This is a genomic window from Variovorax sp. KBW07 (assembly GCF_003852515.1).
GTDB lineage: Bacteria > Pseudomonadota > Gammaproteobacteria > Burkholderiales > Burkholderiaceae_C > Variovorax.
Genome location: NZ_QAJK01000016.1, coordinates 21,065 through 40,354 on the forward strand (window position 1 = coordinate 21,065; position 19,290 = coordinate 40,354).

18 protein-coding genes are annotated in these 19,290 nt (G+C 59.2%); all 18 read left to right on the forward strand.

Annotation, left to right across the window (positions count from 1 at the left end):
- Positions 1-13 precede the first annotated feature (13 nt).
- Positions 14-1,936, forward strand: coding sequence for a nucleoside-diphosphate sugar epimerase/dehydratase (locus DBV14_RS03240; RefSeq protein WP_124457762.1), 1,923 nt, complete (start codon positions 14-16; stop codon positions 1,934-1,936).
- Positions 1,937-1,940: 4 nt separating this feature from the next.
- On the forward strand, positions 1,941-3,233 hold the full coding sequence (locus DBV14_RS03245; RefSeq protein WP_124457763.1) for a nucleotide sugar dehydrogenase: 1,293 nt from the start codon (positions 1,941-1,943) through the stop codon (positions 3,231-3,233).
- Positions 3,234-3,241: 8 nt separating this feature from the next.
- Positions 3,242-4,192, forward strand: coding sequence for a Gfo/Idh/MocA family protein (locus DBV14_RS03250; RefSeq protein ID WP_124457764.1), 951 nt, complete (start codon positions 3,242-3,244; stop codon positions 4,190-4,192).
- Positions 4,189-4,770, forward strand: coding sequence for an acyltransferase (locus tag DBV14_RS03255; RefSeq protein WP_124457765.1), 582 nt, complete (start codon positions 4,189-4,191; stop codon positions 4,768-4,770). The genes DBV14_RS03250 and DBV14_RS03255 overlap by 4 nt, the downstream gene beginning before the upstream one ends.
- Before the next feature lie 8 nt (positions 4,771-4,778).
- On the forward strand, positions 4,779-5,894 hold the full coding sequence (locus DBV14_RS03260; protein WP_124457801.1) for a DegT/DnrJ/EryC1/StrS aminotransferase family protein: 1,116 nt from the start codon (positions 4,779-4,781) through the stop codon (positions 5,892-5,894).
- Positions 5,895-5,906: 12 nt separating this feature from the next.
- The gene (locus DBV14_RS03265; RefSeq protein WP_124457766.1) at positions 5,907-6,896 is read left to right on the forward strand and encodes an NAD(P)-dependent oxidoreductase; all 990 of its coding nucleotides are present in this window, start codon (positions 5,907-5,909) and stop codon (positions 6,894-6,896) included.
- A gap of 3 nt (positions 6,897-6,899) precedes the next feature.
- Entirely contained in the window at positions 6,900-8,024 is a 1,125-nt protein-coding gene (locus DBV14_RS03270) for a DegT/DnrJ/EryC1/StrS aminotransferase family protein (RefSeq protein ID WP_124457767.1), read from the forward strand.
- 159 nt (positions 8,025-8,183) lie between these two features.
- Positions 8,184-9,530 carry a hypothetical protein gene (locus tag DBV14_RS03275; protein ID WP_124457768.1) on the forward strand — a complete coding sequence of 449 codons (1,347 nt, stop codon included), beginning with the start codon at positions 8,184-8,186 and terminating at the stop codon, positions 9,528-9,530.
- Positions 9,530-11,002, forward strand: a complete 1,473-nt coding sequence (locus DBV14_RS03280; RefSeq protein WP_260396798.1) for a lipopolysaccharide biosynthesis protein — start codon at positions 9,530-9,532, stop codon at positions 11,000-11,002. The genes DBV14_RS03275 and DBV14_RS03280 overlap by 1 nt, the downstream gene beginning before the upstream one ends.
- Before the next feature lie 43 nt (positions 11,003-11,045).
- Positions 11,046-12,137 (forward strand): non-hydrolyzing UDP-N-acetylglucosamine 2-epimerase, encoded by a 1,092-nt coding sequence (gene wecB, locus DBV14_RS03285; RefSeq protein ID WP_124457770.1) that lies wholly within the window; start codon positions 11,046-11,048, stop codon positions 12,135-12,137.
- Positions 12,134-13,360 carry a glycosyltransferase family 4 protein gene (locus tag DBV14_RS03290; protein ID WP_124457771.1) on the forward strand — a complete coding sequence of 409 codons (1,227 nt, stop codon included), beginning with the start codon at positions 12,134-12,136 and terminating at the stop codon, positions 13,358-13,360. The genes wecB and DBV14_RS03290 overlap by 4 nt, the downstream gene beginning before the upstream one ends.
- Positions 13,357-14,085 (forward strand): bifunctional 2-polyprenyl-6-hydroxyphenol methylase/3-demethylubiquinol 3-O-methyltransferase UbiG, encoded by a 729-nt coding sequence (locus DBV14_RS03295; protein ID WP_260396796.1) that lies wholly within the window; start codon positions 13,357-13,359, stop codon positions 14,083-14,085. The genes DBV14_RS03290 and DBV14_RS03295 overlap by 4 nt, the downstream gene beginning before the upstream one ends.
- Positions 14,086-14,097: 12 nt before the next feature.
- On the forward strand, positions 14,098-15,270 hold the full coding sequence (locus DBV14_RS03300) for a DegT/DnrJ/EryC1/StrS aminotransferase family protein (RefSeq protein ID WP_185545911.1): 1,173 nt from the start codon (positions 14,098-14,100) through the stop codon (positions 15,268-15,270).
- The gene (locus DBV14_RS03305) at positions 15,270-15,890 is read left to right on the forward strand and encodes a sugar transferase (RefSeq protein ID WP_124457773.1); all 621 of its coding nucleotides are present in this window, start codon (positions 15,270-15,272) and stop codon (positions 15,888-15,890) included. The genes DBV14_RS03300 and DBV14_RS03305 overlap by 1 nt, the downstream gene beginning before the upstream one ends.
- Positions 15,891-16,366: 476 nt before the next feature.
- Positions 16,367-16,984 carry a GspH/FimT family pseudopilin gene (locus DBV14_RS03310; RefSeq protein ID WP_124457774.1) on the forward strand — a complete coding sequence of 206 codons (618 nt, stop codon included), beginning with the start codon at positions 16,367-16,369 and terminating at the stop codon, positions 16,982-16,984.
- 44 nt (positions 16,985-17,028) lie between these two features.
- On the forward strand, positions 17,029-17,634 hold the full coding sequence (gene pilV / locus DBV14_RS03315) for a type IV pilus modification protein PilV (RefSeq protein ID WP_124457775.1): 606 nt from the start codon (positions 17,029-17,031) through the stop codon (positions 17,632-17,634).
- On the forward strand, positions 17,631-18,641 hold the full coding sequence (locus tag DBV14_RS03320) for a PilW family protein (RefSeq protein ID WP_124457776.1): 1,011 nt from the start codon (positions 17,631-17,633) through the stop codon (positions 18,639-18,641). Before pilV ends, DBV14_RS03320 begins: the two co-directional genes overlap by 4 nt.
- A complete protein-coding gene (locus tag DBV14_RS03325) occupies positions 18,638-19,285 on the forward strand; it encodes a PilX N-terminal domain-containing pilus assembly protein (protein ID WP_124457777.1) in 648 nt (215 codons plus the stop codon). The genes DBV14_RS03320 and DBV14_RS03325 overlap by 4 nt, the downstream gene beginning before the upstream one ends.
- Positions 19,286-19,290 lie beyond the last annotated feature (5 nt).

Consider the following 19,290-nt stretch of genomic DNA (forward strand, 5'->3'; position numbering starts at 1 on the left):
GATAGAAGCGCAGATGCAGAAATCTATTCTTGGTTGGCCGCGCGCGAAGAAGCAATTGATCGTCGTATGTCTCGACATCGGGCTGTCGCTTTTTTCGGTATGGCTGGCCTTCACGCTTCGACTCGATGCTTTTCATCGGCCGGAAGGGGTTGAGTGGCTGCTCTATGCAGTCGCTCCCGCGCTGGCTATTCCGGTTTTCATAAAATTCGGCCTCTACCGCGCGATTTTTCGCTACACCGGCATGGCCGCAATTCTTGCTACTGGCAAGGCGGTTGCCGTATATGGAATAGCTTTATTTCCCTTCATTTGGGGTCTTTATCATTGGGAGGGAATCCCTCGCAGCCTGATTATTCTGCAGCCGGTAATTTTTCTGCTATTTGTAAGCTCAAGCCGCACCTTGGGATGGCATTGGCTCGCAGGAAGTAATAGTGGCAGCGCGGCCAGACGTCTTCTCATCTATGGGGCAGGCACCGCTGGAGCTCAAACGGCCGCGGCGCTTTCAGGCGTAGATCACTATGCGTTGCTTGGTTTCATTGATGATGATCATTCAAAGAACGGGCAGTCAATCAATGGCGTGCCTGTTTTTTTGGCAACAGAAATTCCGGAAACGATAAAGCGCCTCTCGATTACAGATGTACTGCTCGCAATGCCGAGTGTAAGTCGGAAGAGACGAAATCAAATTATTGGACAGCTGCAACACTCATCTGCTCGTATTCGTTCGTTGCCCAGCTTGACTGATCTCGCAAGTGGCCGCATCACAGTCAGTGATTTTCGGGATCTAGATATAGAAGATTTGCTTGGACGCGAGCCAGTGACTTCTGACCCCGAACTTCTTGCGCGCGGTCTTGCAGGACATGTCGTCATGGTAACTGGTGCAGGTGGAAGTATCGGAAGTGAGCTCTGTCGCCAAATTATTCTGCAGAAGCCGAAAGAACTAGTTCTTATCGATCACAGTGAGTTTTTGCTTTATCGAATTCATCAGGAATTACTGCAATTAATCGCGCATGCCGATTTGACTGTGCGACTCACGCCGCGGCTCGCCAATGTCTGTAATTTCGAGCGCATTCATGCAATATGTCGGTTGCACAAGCCAGCGGTTATTTATCACGCGGCTGCGTACAAACATGTTCCGTTGGTCGAGCAGAATTCTGAAGAAGGAGTCATCAATAACGTACTCGGAACCTTGACTATGGCGCGCGTAGCCATTGAGGGGAGAGTAGATCGATTTGTGTTGATTTCTACAGACAAAGCTGTTCGGCCCACCAATATCATGGGGGGAAGCAAACGAATTGCTGAAATGATTTTGCAATCTCTGGCCGCCAATAACGAATATCCATTCGGCAAAAGTGATTGCAGTATCAGAGCAAGCGAGGGCACCCGAAGAACGTGCTTCTCCATGGTTCGCTTCGGCAACGTTCTCGGCTCCAGCGGAAGCGTTGTTCCACTTTTTAGATCACAGATTGCAGCAGGCGGACCGCTCACGGTCACTCATCCTGGGATTACGCGCTACTTCATGACAATTCCCGAGGCGGCCCAGCTGGTCTTGCACGCCGGTGCAATGGCTGAGGAAGGGGACTTATTCGTGCTCGATATGGGGAGTCCGGTGAAAATCATTGATTTGGCCAAACAAATGATTGCGTTATCCGGGCATACCGTTCGGGACGCCGAAAATCCTGCTGGCGACATTCAAATCACTTTCACCGGACTGCGCCCCGGTGAAAAGCTGTTTGAAGAGCTGTTGATCGGTGAAAATCCATTGCCGACCGATCATCCTCGAATCATTCGAGCGAGAGAGGATTTTGTGCGCTGGCCTGAGTTTTCTGGGTACCTCCAGGAACTTTTAAGTGCCGCGCATTGTGGAAATTCACATTTGATGCAAGAAACAATGTGCAAATTGATCCCCGGCTTTAAGCCGAAGACGGTTGTAATCCAATAATATAATGTACACGGAAATTAAATTGGCCATAATCGGGCTTGGCTACGTTGGCTTGCCTTTGGCTGTAGCATTTGCTAAGTTGGTTTCGGTTGTCGGATTCGATACAAACTCTCGCCGCATTCAAGAACTCGGTGCTGGAAATGACAGGACCCTCGAAGTGTGCGCTGCGGATCTTCAAGAGGCTTCATTCTTAACGCTAACTTCTGATCCCGATGACCTGCACGGTTGCAATGTTTTTATTGTGACAGTGCCAACCCCAGTCGACAGCGCCAATCGCCCTGATTTCTCGTATTTGCTAAACGCCAGTGAAGTAATAGGGAAGGTCCTGCCGAAAGGTGCGATCGTGATCTACGAATCGACGGTCTACCCTGGTGCGACCGAGGAAGTCTGTGTGCCGGTGCTTGAGAAATTCTCAAACAAAGTTTTCAACAAAGATTTCTTTTGTGGCTACAGTCCCGAGCGAGCGAATCCGGGTGACAAGGTCAATACGGTCACCCAGATAAAAAAAATCACGAGCGGGAGCACCCCGGAGGTTGCTGATGTAGTCGATCGGCTCTACAACACGATCATCACTGCGGGGACGTACAAAGCCAGCAGCATCAAGGTTGCGGAAGCCGCCAAGGTTATTGAAAACACGCAGCGTGATCTGAACATCGCGCTGATGAACGAATTCGCCGTGCTCTTTGACAGGCTGGGCATCGACACGCTCGAAGTGCTCGAGGCCGCTGGCAGCAAGTGGAATTTCCTGCCGTTCCGACCAGGACTCGTTGGTGGGCATTGCATCGGCGTCGACCCCTACTACCTCACCTACAAAGCAGAGCAGGTCGGCTACATCCCTCAGATCATTCTGGCGGGTCGACGCATCAACGACAACATGGCCCGCTATGCAGCGCGCAACACCATCAAGCTGATGCTGCAAGCCGGCATGGATGTACCGCGTTGCAAGATAGGCGTGCTGGGCATCACCTTCAAGGAGAATTGTCCCGACATACGGAATAGCAAGGTGGTAGACCTGGTGCGCGAGCTTCAGGCATGGGGTGCACAAGTGGTCGTGGCAGATCCATGGGCCGATGCGGAAGAAGTGCAGCACGAATATGGTCTGACGCTCGGTACCATTGATGAAGACAATCCGGTCGATTCACTGGTTGTGGCGGTGGGGCATACCGAGTACCGAACCCTCTCACCCTTGGTGCTGCGACGCTACTGTCGTCATGCCACGCCTGTGCTCACCGACGTCAAATCGCTCTACGACCGACATGATGCGGCGAGCGCGGGCTTTGCCGTGTTCAGGCTTTGATGACGACCATGAGCAAGAACTTCGCATTGATCGGTGCTGCCGGCTACATCGCGCCACGGCATATGCGCGCTATCAAGGACACGGGCAACACGCTTGCCGTGGCGTACGACATCAACGACTCCGTCGGCATCATCGACAGCCTGTCACCCGACGCGTCATTTTTCACCGAATTCGAATCGTTTTACGAACACGCGCATCGACTCAGGCGTTCGCAGGCCACCGCACTGCATTTCGTATCGATCTGCTCGCCCAACCATCTGCACCATGCGCACAGCGCGGCCGGGCTGAGGCTCGGCTGTAATGTGATCTGCGAGAAGCCGCTCGTGCCCTCGCCGGATGCACTTGACGAACTGGCACGGGTTGAAGGCGAGGCGGGCCGGCGCGTTTTCACTATCCTGCAGTTGCGCCACCACGAAGCCATTCTCAGGCTGCGCGACAAGGTGGCCGCAGCGCCTGCGGACACCAAATTCGACGTCGATCTGAGCTACATCACATCGCGTGGCAAGTGGTACTCGGCCAGCTGGAAGGGTGATCCGCGCAAGTCGTTCGGCGTGGCCACCAATATCGGCGTGCATTTCTTCGACATGCTGCACTTCATCTTCGGCAGACTTCAGGCCAATGTGGTTCACCACAGTGCAGAACACAAGGCGGCAGGTTTCCTTGAATATGAGCGTGCCCGGGTGCGATGGTTTCTTTCCATAGATGCGGACGATCTGCCCGCGGAAGTCAAAGGCAAGAAGACAACGTACCGTTCCATCACGGTAGACGGTGAGGAGCTCGAATTTTCCGAGGGCTTTACCGATCTGCACACGACGAGCTACAGCGAAATTCTCGCTGGGCGCGGCTACGGCCTCCAGGAGGCGAGGCAGGCTGTAGAGGCCGTGCACGTCATTCGCACGGCGCGAATCAATCCGTCGCATTCCGAACAGCATCCGTTCACCAGAAGGTTGCTGGCATGAGCGCGACGATTCACGAGACGGCTATCGTGGACGCGGGCGCTGCGGTGGGCGCAGGCACGCGCATCTGGCACTGGGTGCACGTGAGCGCGGGCGCGGTCATCGGCGATGGCTGCTCGCTGGGACAGAGCGTCTATGTGGGCAATGACGTGCGCATCGGCAACAACGTCAAGATCCAGAACAATGTCAGCGTCTATGACGCGGTCACGCTCGAAGACGACGTATTCTGTGGCCCAAGCATGGTCTTCACCAATGTCTACAACCCTCGCTCGGCTGTGAGTCGCAAAGGGGAGTACCGACGTACCCTGGTGCGGGAAGGCGCGACGTTGGGCGCCAACAGCACCATCGTTTGCGGCGTCACTATCGGCCGCCATGCTTTCGTCGGGGCGGGTGCCGTGGTGAATCGCGATGTGCCCGATTTTGCGTTGATGCTCGGTGTACCGGCGCGACACGCGGGTTGGATGAGCAGGCATGGCGAGCGGTTGATGTTTGTCGGCGAGTTCGCGACTTGCCCGGCCACCGGGGAGAAATACGTACTGCGCGGCGGCCGCTGTGCACCGGCCATCGAGACAGCGTCATGAGTGACAAGATGGAGTTCGTGGACCTGAAGGCTCAGTACCGGGCCTTGAAGGTGCAAATCGACGAGCGCATTCAGCGGGTGCTCGACCATGGTCAATACATCATGGGCCCCGAGGTGGCAGAGCTTGAGGAAAAACTGGTTGCATTCACCGGCGCCAAGCACTGCATCACGGTTGCGAGCGGGACGGAAGCACTGCTTGTTTCATTGATGGCCATGGGCTTGAAGCCTGGCGACGAGGTCATCACGACGCCGTTCACCTTTGCAGCCACCGCTGAAATGATCGTGCTGCTGGGCGGGAAGCCGGTGTTCGTGGATATCGAACCCGACACCTGCAACATTGATGCAAACTTGATCGAAGCAAAGATCAGTGCTCGAACACGCGCCATCATGCCGGTGAGTCTGTATGGCCAGTGTGCTGATATGGACGAGATCAATGCCATCGCAGCACGGCACGGCTTGCTCGTGATCGAGGATGCGGCCCAGAGCTTTGGGGCAACCTACAAGGACAGGCGGAGCTGCAATCTCAGCACCTTTGGTTGCACCAGCTTCTTTCCCAGCAAACCGTTGGGTTGCTATGGCGATGGCGGGGCAATTTTCACGAGCGACGATGCATTGGCACAGGCCTGCCGGGAAATTCGCGTGCATGGGCAGAGCGCGCGATATACGCACACCCGTGTCGGTGTCGGGGGGCGAATGGATACGCTGCAGTGCGCGATCGTGCTGGCAAAGTTGAATCGTTTCGACTGGGAGCTGACGACGCGTAAATCGATCGGTGATCGCTATGGAGCGCTGCTCCGAAATGTGCCCGGCATCCGCCTGCTTGCCGTGCGTTCCGACCGCGATTGCGTTTGGGCTCAGTACACCGTATTTACGACGCAACGCGCGTCTGTTCAGGCTGCGCTCCATGCAGCGGGTATCCCGACCATGGTGCACTATCCAAAGCCGATACACCATCAGCCCGCTTACGCGCAGCACGGCCTTCCTGAGTGCTGCCCCCAAAGCCAACTCGCTGGTGAACTGGTGATTAGCTTGCCGATGAGCCCGGATCTGACAACGACGCAGCAAGAGAATGTGGTCCACAGGCTGCGTGCGACCCTGGGCCAAGTCGGCTCTGCCAAGACCTAATTCGAAAATTCAATGATCCAAGGTAAGACCATCTTTATTACTGGCGGCGCCGGCTTTATCGCCAGCACGTTGATTGCGCGACTGGCCGATCGGAACCGTATCGTGGTGTACGACAACTACACGCGCAACACCTTGGCTTCGACGCCCTTTGACAAGCATCCGAACGTCGTGCAAGTGGAGGGCGATGTGCTGGATGTCGAGCACTTGAAGAAACACATGCAGGGTGCGCATGTGGTGGTTCATGCCGCCGCAATTGCCGGCATCGAAAGCACGGTTCGCAACCCCGTACAGACCATGCGTGTGAACATGCTTGGCACTGCAAACGCACTAGAGGCGGCGCATCAGATCGGCAGCGTCGAGCGTTTCCTGGAGTTTTCGACCTCCGAGGTATTTGGCTCGCAGGCCTTCAAGGTCAATGAGGGTTCACAGGCTGTCACAGGCGCGGTTGGCGAAGCACGCTGGACCTATGCAGTGAGCAAACTCGCGGGAGAGCATCTTACGCACGCGTACTTCAAGCAGTTCGGGCTGCCAACAGTGACACTTCGGCCCTTCAATGTCTATGGCCCCGGGCAGACCGGCGAAGGAGCCCTGTCGATTTTCATCCGCAAGGCGCTGAAAGGAGAAGATCTATTGATCTTTGGCGACGGTACGCAGATTCGCGCATGGTGTTTCGTCGATGACATGGTCGACGGCGTGATGTGTGCGCTTGAGCACCCCAACGCAATCGGTGAGTCGTTCAACATAGGCAATGCACGTGCTGTGACCACCATCTATGGTCTGGCCGAGGCCGTATGCCGCGTGGTGGGAACAAAATCGCGCATCTTGTTCCGACCGGCGCTGTCTGCGGATATCGAACTGCGCATTCCGAACGTCGACAAGGCGACCGAGCACATCGGATTCAGCGCCGCTGTCGATCTTGAAGAGGGACTGCGTCGTACGGTGAAATGGATTGCCGAGAACGAGCACACGCTACCGGCGCTGGCACCGATCTTCAGGACCTGAGCCATGCTTCGTTTGTCGCGACCGCACATCGACGATGAGGGAATCGCCGCAGTTGTGGAAGTTCTTCGGTCCGGCCAATTGGTATACGGTGCTCAAGGGCATGCGTTCGAGCGCGAACTCGAGGCTTGGCTCGGCTGTTCACATGCGGTCCTCGTTTCTTCGGGCACAGCCGCCCTTCACCTTTCACTCGTGGCTTTGGGTGTGGGACCCGGAGATGCCGTGCTGGTGCCCGATTTCACGTTCCCGGCAACCGCGAACGTGGTGCTCTTGGCAGGCGCCAAACCGGTTTTTGTGGATGTAGATCCAGGCAGCTACTGTGTTACGCCGAATGCGATAGCCGCAGCCGTCGAGAGCTGGCATGGTCCCGAACGCTTGCGAGCGGTAATGCCGGTGCACGAGTTCGGCAGTCCGGTTGATATGACGGGGCTACGGGCGGTGGCTCGGCATCATTCACTGCACGTGGTTGAGGATGCCGCTTGTGCTATCGGTGCTGTGCACGAAGGGCGCAAGGTCGGTACGTTTGGCGACATCGGCTGTTTCTCGCTGCACCCACGCAAGACGTTGACCACTGGTGAAGGGGGCATTCTCGTTACCGATGATGCGACGCTCGCACACCGTCTGCGCCGTCTGCGCAATCACGGCATGGAACGCGGTGCTGTGGGCATGCAGTTTCACGAGGCGGGTTTCAACTATCGATTGACCGATATCCAGTCGGCGCTGGGGCGGTCTCAACTACCGCGCCTGCAGGGATGGATAGAAGCGCGTCGTGTGCTGGCTCAGACTTATCTCTTGGCGTTGGCGCCGCTTGCGCGACGCGGCCTGATCGATCTGCCGATCGACAGTCCTGGCCATAGCTGGCAAACCTTCATGGTGGTGTTGGCCGATGGAATCGACCGCGCAGCGGTGATTCTGCGGCTGGCCGAGGCCGGGATTGAGGTGAACGTCGGCGCCCAGTGCCTGTCGATGCAGCAATCATTCGAAAAATTTGTTGCGACTGATCCCCAGGCAGTTTCAGCGCGTCTGTACCGTCAGGGGTTGGCGCTGCCGTTCTGCGAACAGTACAACAACGCCGATGTTGTTCGGGTATCTGCGATGCTCGAGTCGGTGTTGCAGGGCTCGCATGTTTGAATTCTTGAAATCCCTCGAGCCAGACATCGAAGCACTGATGCGCGAGGTGCTGGACGCACCCTGTGCAATTGTCGCCAGCTCTTCGGCCAGCACCATTGCGCAGGTCTCGGACGCATTCAGGCAACGTCTGAGCGATGAGCTACTTGCCCAGCGAAGCGGGTGAGCTCGAAGAACATGGTTCCTCGAAATTTCTCCAGGGTTTTGATCGGACCAGTCGAAGTTGCTGGCGTGGCGCAGGGATTACAGAAGGGGTTGGCGCAACTCAACATCTCTTCGGATCTGGTATTGGAGTGCCAACATCCCTTTGGCTACGCAGCTCAGGAGCCCGCGTCCCTGCTGGTGAAAGTGTGGAAGTGGGCGGGTACACAGGCGCGAAAGATCCCCATGCGGTTGCTTCCGCTGAAGGGGCTTGCCTATGCGTGCCACCTCGTGTTGTGCTGGCCAGTATTGCTTTGGGCGCTCTTTCGCTACGATGCCTTTGTATTTCTGGCGGGAAAAACCCTGACCAACACATCGCTTGAGCTCTTGCTGTTGCGCGTGCTGCGCAAGCCGGTGGTCGTTATTTTTCTTGGTTCGGATTCGCGTCCGCCCTACATCAATGGGGCGTGGCCCATGTCAACGGTTGCCGCCATGTGCCGTGCGACTCTTCGTCAGAAGCGCAAGGTGCGCCGAATCGAACGTCAAGCGACGGTATGCGTCAACGCCCCTGGGACCTCTCATTTCCACGAGCGTCCGGTCATAAATTGGTTCGCTCTCGGGCTGCCGCGTGACGTTTCGGCTGTGGCACAGACCGTCGTAGATACCAAGAAATTATCAACAACGCCGCTGCGGATCATTCACAGTCCTTCCAATTCCGCCGTCAAGGGGACGGCCCTGATTCAAGCCGCTGTCGAGCGTTTGCAGCGGCGCGGCGTACAGATCGAACTGGTCACACTCAAGGGCCTGTCGAACGAGGCCGTGCTCACCGCGCTGCAACGCTGTGATCTGGTCATCGATCAGATGTATTCAGACACGCCCATGGCTGGCTTTGCTGCCGAGGCTGCGTTGTTCGGCAAGCCGACCCTCGTGGGGGGCTACTTCGCGCGTGACATGCCGAGTGCATTGACGGGCATGCCCGTGCCACCGACGCGATTTGTCGCGCCCGACCTCCTCGAGCAGGCGCTGGATGAACTGGTGTGCTCCGCCGCCGCCCGCGCGGAACTGGCAGATGCAGCTCGGCATTTCGTTCAATCCGAATGGTCTTGCCAAGAGGTCGCTGGACGACTGCTTCGGATCATTCGTGGCGAAGCACCAGCCACTTGGTGGTACGACCCAGCTGATGTCACCTATCTTGCAGGCTGTGGTCTATCGGAAAGCGCCGCTCAAGAGCGCGTGCGTCAACTCATCAATCACGCAGGCATCGGCGCGTTGCAAGTCAAGGACAAGCCTGGGCTCGAAACGGCGTTTGCAAGTTGGGCCAAAGTGCAGTCTGCGGGGGCGCCAGCCGATGATGGGGCTGCACCGTGATGGAGCGGCTATTGCGAGATGGCATGGTGTATGCCATCGCAGCCGTGTTCTCTCGCGGTGTGACGTTCCTTATCGTTCCGATCTACACCCGCCTGCTCAATCCACAGAGCTATGGCGCGCTTGACCTTATCCTGACGGCCGGCTTGTTGATAAATCTGGTCGTAGCCTTGGAGGTTGGGCAGGGGCTCGCACGAGAGTGGGCGGAGCAGCCAGGAGCAGCGCATGGCCGTAGTCTGGCCAGCACGGCAGTCACATTCACTTTGTTCGCGCATCTCGGGTTTCTGGCATTGGCGCTTTTGATGTCGCCGGCGTTGACACAAGCGCTCTTGGGTTCAACGGAGTTCTTATCCGAATTCCGTGTCGGCCTGATCTTCATCGCTGCGAATGCGGTTTTCCTGCAATTGCAGAATCAATTTCGCTGGAACTTGCGCGCGCGCAGCTATGCTGCAGTCAGCATCCTTTACGGTGTACTTACTCTCTGTTTTGGCGCGGGACTGGGTTGGATCTACGGGCTGCAAGGAATCTTCTGGGGCCAAGCGCTGGCTGCTGCAATCGGCTGCGTAGTCAGTGCCGTATTGCTGCGAGGGCGGATCGGTCTGACTCTTGCCAGACCAGATCTGCTTCGCATGCTGCGCTATTCATTACCGTTGGTGCCAAGCGGCGTAGCAATATTCGCGAGTTTTTATGTCAATCGATGGATTCTTTCGATGGCTTCGTCATTGGCGGAGGTTGGGATTTTCAGCGTTGGACAGCGAATCGCGGGATTGACTTTGCTGCTCATTGTGGGGTTGCAGGGGGCATTGACTCCCCTTATTTATCGACACCATCGTGAGCCTGGTGTGCCGGCGCAACTGGCGCGTATTTTTGAGGTATTTGTCGGGGTCGCGATGCTGGTATGTCTGCTGCTTAGCGCGTTTTCGCGGGACTTGATTGGCTGGGTGGCATCGGATGAATTTCAGGCTTCGGCGGCGCTTTTGCCTTGGTTGGCGCCCGCGGCACTACTGAGTCAAATGTACATTTTTATGCCTGGAATTGCGATCGCCCGCAAAACGCTGTGGCAGCTATCTCTCACCAGCCTGAGCGCTGCGCTGGCCATCGGCTTGAATCTGTGGCTGATCCCAAAATGGGGTGCACTAGGCGCGGCCATTGCAAGTTGCATGACCTCTGCTGTATTCCTGCTGCTTTGGTGTGCAGCCAGTCAGCGCCTATATGCTTTGCCGCTTCGTTGGCGAGCTCTGGCGTCGGCGACTGCCATCTACATTGCCATGGTCTGCTTGGTGTCGTGGGGGGATCATCTCGCTTCGACCATCAATGTCTCTGTCATATTGAAGCTCTTGGCCATTGGCTCAATGGCTGTAATTTTCAATTGCCTTGGCTTGTTTCAATGGCGTGAATTGACCCGACTCCGTTCTGAGCAGAAATTCGTCAATTCGAACATGCACTCTGCATCTCGAGGGGTGAGGTGCGAATGAGTCAGCAAGCAGTCTTTTCTAGCGATGCTTTGAGTCAGTTGATATGAAAATAATTACCGTCGTTGGTGCTCGCCCTCAATTCATCAAGGCCGTGGTTCTTAGCGCCATGTTTCGAAAGATCTGCGGTGTGCAGGAGCGCTTGCTTCACACCGGCCAGCATTTCGATGACAACATGTCGGATGTATTTTTTCGAGAGCTAGGTATTCCCGCGCCCCATTGGAATCTGGGTGTAAACGGCGGTGCCCATGGGGCGATGACAGGCGCGCAACTCCAAGGCATCGAGGACATACTGATGCAAGAGAGGCCTGATGTCGTGCTGGTCTATGGCGACACCAACTCCACGTTGGCGGGCGCGCTGGCCGCAGCCAAGCTCCACATCCCGGTCGCGCACGTCGAAGCAGGGCTGCGGTCATTCAATCGAAGAATGCCCGAGGAGGTCAATCGAGTCTTGACCGACCACATGTCGCGTTGGCTGTTCGCGCCGACTCAAGCCGCAGTGCGCAATCTGGAGCGTGAAGGGATCGCCGGCCCAGATGTCCACCAGGTAGGCGACGTGATGTTCGACGCCGCATTGCACTTTGCCGAAGTGGCCAGAGGCCGTAGCGAACGGCCACTCGTGCTCGAACAGCTCTCAGGGCGCCCATTCGTGCTGGCAACCGTTCACCGCGCCGAGAACACCGAAAGCGCTGAATGCCTGCAAGCGATCGTACAGGCATTGAGTGGCTTGGCGAACGACATCAATGTGGTTTGGCCTGTGCACCCCCGAACCCGAGGCGCCCTCGCCAAGCTGGACCTCGATGTGACTGCAACGAAAGGCTTGCACTGCACCGAACCGCTCGGTTACCTCGACATGATCGAGATGGAGCAGGCCGCGCAATTGGTCGTGACCGATTCGGGCGGCGTGCAGAAGGAGGCTTTCTTTTTCGGCAAGCCCTGCGTCACGCTGCGCGATGAGACCGAGTGGGTTGAGCTGGTCGAAGCTGGCTGGAATCGCCTTGCACCGCCTAGCTCGGCGAAAGCATTGCTGAAGGCCTTTCGCGCCGCTTTGGGCACATCGGGCCAGCCGATCGAGCCGTATGGGCGAGGCGATGCCGGGCGGCGCATCGCGGACATCCTGCAGGGATCGCGGGTGTGAAGATCCTATTGATCAATCACTATGCCGGCTCAATTCGGCATGGCATGGAGTACCGCCCGTATTACCTGGCGCGCGAATGGGTTCGCGCCGGCCATATGGTACGAATCGTCGCGGCGTCGCAATCGCACGTGCGCAGTATTCAGCCCGCGTTCACCGGTCGCCGGCATGAAGAGACGATCGATGGCATCGACTACCTTTGGTATCGCACACCTCGCTATCAGGGGAACGGGGGCGGGCGTGCATTGAACATCGCGGCGTTCTGCGCGCAGTTGATGGGGGATGCGAAACGGCTCGCGCGCGAGTTCCAACCCGATGTCGTGGTGGCCTCCAGCACCTATCCAATGGACATCTGGCCGGCACACCGCATCGCGCGACTGAGCGCGGCCAAGCTGGTGCACGAGGTGCATGACCTGTGGCCTCTGTCGCCGATGGAACTCAACGGCATGTCGGCGCGGCATCCGTTCATTGCTGTGTGCCAGATGGCGGAAAACTTCGCCTGCAAGCGAGCCGACATCGTGATCTCCATGCTGCCCAAGGTGCATGACCACATGGCGGCGCACGGACTGGATCTGTCCCGGCTGCACATCGTGCCAAATGGCGTGCTGAGCGAAGAATGGGATCACCCGGGAGATGCCTTGTCACCGGCGCTTGCTCGGCATATCGACCAAGCCCGCAGCGAAGGGCGCGTGATCGTGACCTATGCCGGCGCACATGGCCTGGCCAATGCACTGGACTCGTTGCTCGATGCCGCGGCGATGCTGCGTTCAGAGCCGTTCAGCTTCGTCCTGGTCGGCTCGGGTACGGAGCGGGAGAGGCTGAAGCAGAGGGTTGCCTCGGACGGCCTGGGCAACGTGGCAATGTTCGATGCCATTCCGAAGCGCCAGATTCCAACCCTGCTGTCAGCGGTAGACGTGGCGTACATCGGCTTGCAGCGTGTGCCGCTTTTCAGGTTCGGCATCGCCCCGAACAAATTGATGGACTACATGATGGCCGGCTGCGCAGTACTCAGTGCCATCGAGGCGGGCAACGACCCGGTCACTGAGGCGGGCTGCGGGGTGTCCGTGCAGGCGGAGTCGGCGCCCGCGATCGCAGGCGGACTGCGCATGCTTGCGGGGATGAGTATCGATAGCCGTCAGGCCATGGGACTGCGCGGGCGCGAGTATGTGCGCGAGCGCCATGCTTGGCCGGTGCTGGCCCGGCGATTCGTGGAGGCGGTGTCGTGAGGACCGGCCTCACGCCACCGGATGCCGCGGGCGAGGTGGACGCGGTGCGCAAGCGCTATGAGCGTCGGCGCACCCAAGGCATCGACTGGCGGTACAACCTGTTGAATCCGGCCGTCTGGCAAATGGTGCACGAACGGCAGCGAGCCTTGCTGCAGCTGTTGCATCGTTTGGGCGGAGAAGACTTGGCGCAAAAGACGCTCCTCGAAGTTGGATGCGGAAGCGGAGGCAACCTTCTGGAAATGCTGCGCTTCGGCTTCGATGCCCGGAATTTGCAAGGCGTGGAATTGCTGGAAGAGCGCTACGCCGAGGCCCGGCGCGCGCTGCCTTTGGAGTTGCAACTGAGCCTTGGCGATGCTTGCGAGGCGCAGGTTCAGCCTGGCAGCCAAGACATAGTTTTTCAATCCACCGTCTTTTCTTCGCTTCTCGACGATGCCTTCCAGCAGCGCCTGGCCGACGCCATGTGGCGCTGGGTCAAGCCCGGCGGCGGCGTGCTCTGGTATGACTTTACAGTCAACAATCCGCGCAATGCCGATGTGCGCGGCGTACCGCTGCAACGTGTGTGCGCGCTCTTTCCCGGGGGGCGGGTGCATGCCCGGCGCGTCACGCTGGCGCCGCCTGTCGCGCGCCAGGTCGTGCGGCTTCACCCTTCGCTCTACACCTTGTTCAACATGACTCCCCTGCTGCGCACACATGTGCTCGCATGGATCGAGAAGCCACCGTTCTGATTGATCCCTCCCATGTCGTCACCTCCTACCTTCCTGCCCTTTGCATTGCCGGACACCGGTGAAGAGGAGATCGCAGAGGTTTCCGCCGCTATCCGTTCGGGCTGGGTCACCACGGGACCCCGAGCCAAGCTTTTCGAGGAAGACTTCGCGGCCTTTCTCGGCGCCCCGCAGTTGCACTGCATGGCCGTCAATTCCGCCACAGCGGGTCTTCACCTGGCGCTCGAAGCGCTCGGCATAGGGCCGGGCGACGAGGTCATCACGACCACGCATACCTTCACGGCTACGGCCGAAGTGGCACGCTACCTGGGCGCGGATGTGGTGCTGGTCGACATAGACCCCGCCACGCTCTGCATCGATGCGCAACAGGTCGAAGCCGCGATCACAGCGCGTACCAAGGCCATCATCCCGGTCCACTATGCGGGGCTTGCCGCCGACATGCCCGCCTTGCTGGCCATTGCTCGCAAGCATGGGCTGAAGGTGGTGGAAGACGCAGCACATGCGCTGCCCACGACCTCCGGTGGCCAATTGGTTGGAACCCTGGAGTCCGATTTCACCGTGTTCAGCTTCTATGCCAACAAGACCATCTCGACTGGAGAGGGGGGCATGGTGGTAACGCGTGATGCGGCGTTGGCCGAGCGGGTCAGGATCATGCGGTTGCATGGCATCAACCGGGATGCCTTCGACCGCTTTCGCTCGACCACCCCGGCCTGGTACTACGAGGTGGTTGCGCCGGGCTTCAAGTACAACCTGACCGACGTTGCCGCGGCCATGGGGCTGGCACAGCTGGCGAAACTCCCTCGTTTTCTGGCGCGTCGGCAGCATTTGGCGGGTCGCTATCGCGAACAGTTGCACGGGCTTCCGCTGCTGCTGCCGCCTGAGCCGCAGCCCGGCGAAGTGCATGCCTGGCACCTGTACGTGATCCGGCTCGACGACAGGGCTGTGGAAATCACTTCACGCGACGCGCTGATCCAGGCGCTGTCGGACCTGGGTATTGGCACCAGCGTGCACTACATTCCGCTGCACCGGCAGCCTTACTGGCGCGACCGTTATCAACTCACTGCTGAAATGTTTCCCCACTCGGAGGCTGCCTACCAGCGGATGCTGAGCATTCCTTTGTTCACGGCCATGAGCGACGCCGACCAGGACCGGGTGATTTCGGCATTGCGCGAGATACTGGGGCGGTGATGGGCAAGCGGGTATTCGACCTGTGCGTGGCGCTCGGCGTCCTGCTCGTGTTGTCTCCCTTGCTGGTCGCGGCCGCCCTCTGGATCAAGCTCGATTCGCCGGGACCGGTGCTGTTTCGCCAGCAGCGCGTGGGTTGGCGCGGGCGGCCGTTTGCCATCCTCAAGTTTCGGACGATGCGTCATGCGGCGACGGGCGACGGGCTCAGGATTACCGTAGGCGCCGACCCGAGGATCACGCGAGCGGGCGTTTTTCTGCGCCGACACAAGATCGACGAGTTTCCGCAGTTTATCAACGTGTTGCGCGGCGAGATGAGCGTGGTGGGCCCGAGGCCCGAAGTGCCGCACTATGTGGCTCTCTACACGCAGGCACAGAGGGATATCGTGCTGAGCGTGCGGCCCGGCATTACAGATCCCGCGTCGCTGGTTTTCAAGGATGAATCCACGTTGCTTGCCAAGGCGGATGACCCGGAGAACTTCTACGTGACCGAGGTGATGCCTGCCAAGCTTGAGCATGCGGCGCAGTACGTGGCGACGCGCAGCCTGCTAGGAGACATCAGGATCGTCCTGCGCACTGCTGGCGCAATCGTGGCTCGCCGGAAACACCCGGCGTGCGAGCCATAGCGCCTGTTCTTCGACGTGTTGGCAGCGGCGTGCTGTCGAGTAGCACTTCCCTGCTGATTCGACTTGACGGCGCCGCCATCGACTTCGCCGGGAGAAAAATCCTTTAGGTGCGAAGGCGCGGTATAGGGCTGAACGCCGTGTCGCGATCCATCGGTTTTCCTCTTCTTGGGGGCCCGTCAGATCGTCATTCGCCCTCCGTTCCCTCGCTTTCAGCGGCAATGGGCACCCGTTGCGTTGCATCAATCTGCCGGATCACCTCCGCCGAACGGTTGTCATCGGGCGACAAATGGTGCTTGCTGGATGGGCGCCACAAAATAGCATCGAAAGTCACATACAGACACATTTATCAAAAAGTGCAAACGACTTCTATCGGGATGTCAGGTGCAGTGCAGCACGCTGGTGGCCTCACGCTCAGCGCGTTGAGTGGCCTGGCTGCAGTTGGCTGCAATGACACCGGCTCAAACTAGCTTGGCCCTATGCGCACGATTCGCCTCGATTCTCGACAGCCGCATGGGCAGCGTGGCCTGACGGCCATCGAGCTGCTCGTCACGCTTGCCATCCTGGCGATCCTCATGGGCATCGCCGCTCCTTCTATGTCGCGCTTCATCACTCAGTGGCGCGCCTCCAATACCGTCAATGCCCTGACCGGCTCCCTGCGCATCGCTCGAACCGAAGCCATTGCCCGCGCGCGTCCGGTCGTCGTATGTCGCGTGGCCTCCAGCAGTTCCACGACATGCCTGTCCACTGCGGGCGCCAACGGTTTCGCCAGCGGCTGGATCGTGTTCGTCAACAACGATCGCGATGCCAGCTCCGACTTTTCGTCAGCGAATGACGAACTGCTGCTGCGCCAGGAAGCGCCGGCTGGCATCGCGAAGATCGCCCTGACGACCGTCAACTCCGGCAATGCGGGCCGTTTCGTTTTTCTTCCGAACGGCCTGCTGCAGGCCAATGCCAACGGCATCAACATCGAAGCCAGCGGCTTCACCAGCGCCAGCGCCACCCCGTGGGCGCGCAAGGGCCTCTGCATCACCAAGCCCGGCCGCGTCCGTTCGGTCGCGGATTCGACCAGCTGCGACAACGCCACCGAAAAATGAGATCGCCACGCCCGGCCGCTTCGGCGCGGCCCCGACCTCTTTTCATGAACATGAAAACCCACAACACGCAGCGAGGCGCCACCCTCATCGAGGTGCTGGTGGCCATCGTCATCCTGGCCGTTGCATTGTTCGGCATGGCGGGGCTGACTTCCTCGGCTGTCAAGTACAACCAGTTCTCTCGCATGCGCGCCACTGGCTTGAGCCTGGTTGCCGACTACACGGAGCGCGCCCGCGCCAATGTTTCGGGCTTCGCGAACTACGCCTACACCGACGCCTACAACGCCAGCTCGCGGTCGGCAGCCACTTCGGACCCCACGGAGGCACCGGCGACTTGCCAGGTCGACACCTCCAATCCCACCGCTCCGATCAACACCTGCGGCGCGGCCATCGCGAACTACGACAAGTCCCAGTGGCTCACCAATGTCGCCAACCGGCTGCCGGGCGGCACGGCTTATGTCACAGCCGACCTGACCCCCGCACCGCCCGGCGTGAACGGACTGCCGGCCACGCGCGTGCTGAATATCTGGCTGATCTGGACGGCCATCGAGGAGGCCGGAGGCTTTTTCCAGCAGCAACAGCCTTGCCCCACCGGGGCCAACATCGCTGCGGGCACTTCCGTGAACTGCATGTACTTCCGGATCACGCTATGAGAACGGCACGCCTCTTTTTGCCGCGCCTGCGCCGCAACGTCGGCGGCTTCACCCTGCTCGAATTGCTGATCGCCATGACGATAGGACTGGTGATCCTGGCGTCCAGCTTGTCCCTGTATGTCGCGTCCAGTCGCGGTAGCCAGATGTCCCAGGTCGAAACACAGCTGAACGAGGACGGAATCCTGGCGCTCAACCTGATCCAGCAGCAACTGAAGCAGGCGGGCTATTCCCGGCAGATCATCCCGGCCAGTGGCGCCGCCGTGATGGGCAACTACGCGGGTCCCGCCGTGCGCGGATGCGATGGTGGCTTCACCGATTCCAGCGTTGCTTTCGGCGATCTGGCTTGCACTACGGGCGCTGGCAGCGATGCCATCGCCATCCGCTACGAGGCTACCTCCGACAACACGACGCCTACGAACGACGCCACTCCCCTGGCGACGAATTGCGTGGGGAATGGCATCAACCCCGTGACCGCATCCCAGGTGAGTCCCCCACCCACGCCCGCGAGCGCGGCTGGAAGCTACGCCCTGGCCGACAACCGCTATTCAGTCACAAACGCGAACACGCAACCCATGTTGTCGTGCCGTGGATCGGAGAAGAACGGTTCCAGCAGCACTGACAACGTCATCGGCACGTCTTGGCTGCCACTACTGGCCAACGTCGAAAGCATGCAGATCCTCTACGGCGTGGCCAGCCGTCCCAGCGCCGAACTGGCTGCCACCTACGACCCCATGCGACACCAGATCATCAGCTATCTGAGCGCGAGCGGTGTCGACGCCCTGACCAGCACAGGTGTGTTGCCCAATGTCACCGAAGACCGGTGGGGCCGGGTCCTGAGCGTGCGTGTGTGCTTGCTCATGCGCAGCGACCAGCCTGTGAAAGATGCGCCTACGGGTGGCATGGCCTACAAGGACTGCAACAACATCGATGCCTCCGGCACGGATGGCTACCTGCGCAGGACCTACACCACCACGGTTCTGTTGAGAAATCGCGTGATTGTCCAATGAGCAAGAACCTCAACGCCAACCTTGGTTTGTGCGCCGTTTCGCGTCGCGCCTTCGATAGCCCCGCTACTACGGAGCAGGGCAACCCTTGCCGTCGACAACGCGGCGTCGTGTTGGTCATCACCCTCATCCTGATCGTGATCCTCTCGCTGCTTGGCACCTTCGCCATTCGCAATGCCACCCAGAGCGAGCGCAGCATCAATGGCATTCGTTCGGCGGAAGTGGCGCGCGAGGCCGCCGAAACAGCCCTGCGTTTCTGCGAGCAGGTCGCCATCTTCGATAGTGAGGGCAAGGACTACACCGAGTACGGGACTCCCAGCCCGCGCGGCCAGATCGTCTCAACCACCATCGGCTCGGAATCAGACCCTGCGGCCGTATGGCGCCTCGAGGCCAACTGGAAGGAAAACGCCAACGCCATCGCAGTCCCGGAAGCCTATTACAAGAAGGATTCCGGCGGAACCGCGCCGCTGACAAATGCGCCGCTGTGCCTAATCCAGAAGATCGAATCCACCTCGACTCCGAAGCTGACTGGCTATCTGATCACCGCCCGGGGTTTTGCCAACAACGCCAAGTTCACGTCCTCGACAGGCAAGTCCGCCCAGGGCGCCGAATCGTGGATGCAGTCCGTGCTGACGCGCGGCAGTTGACCACC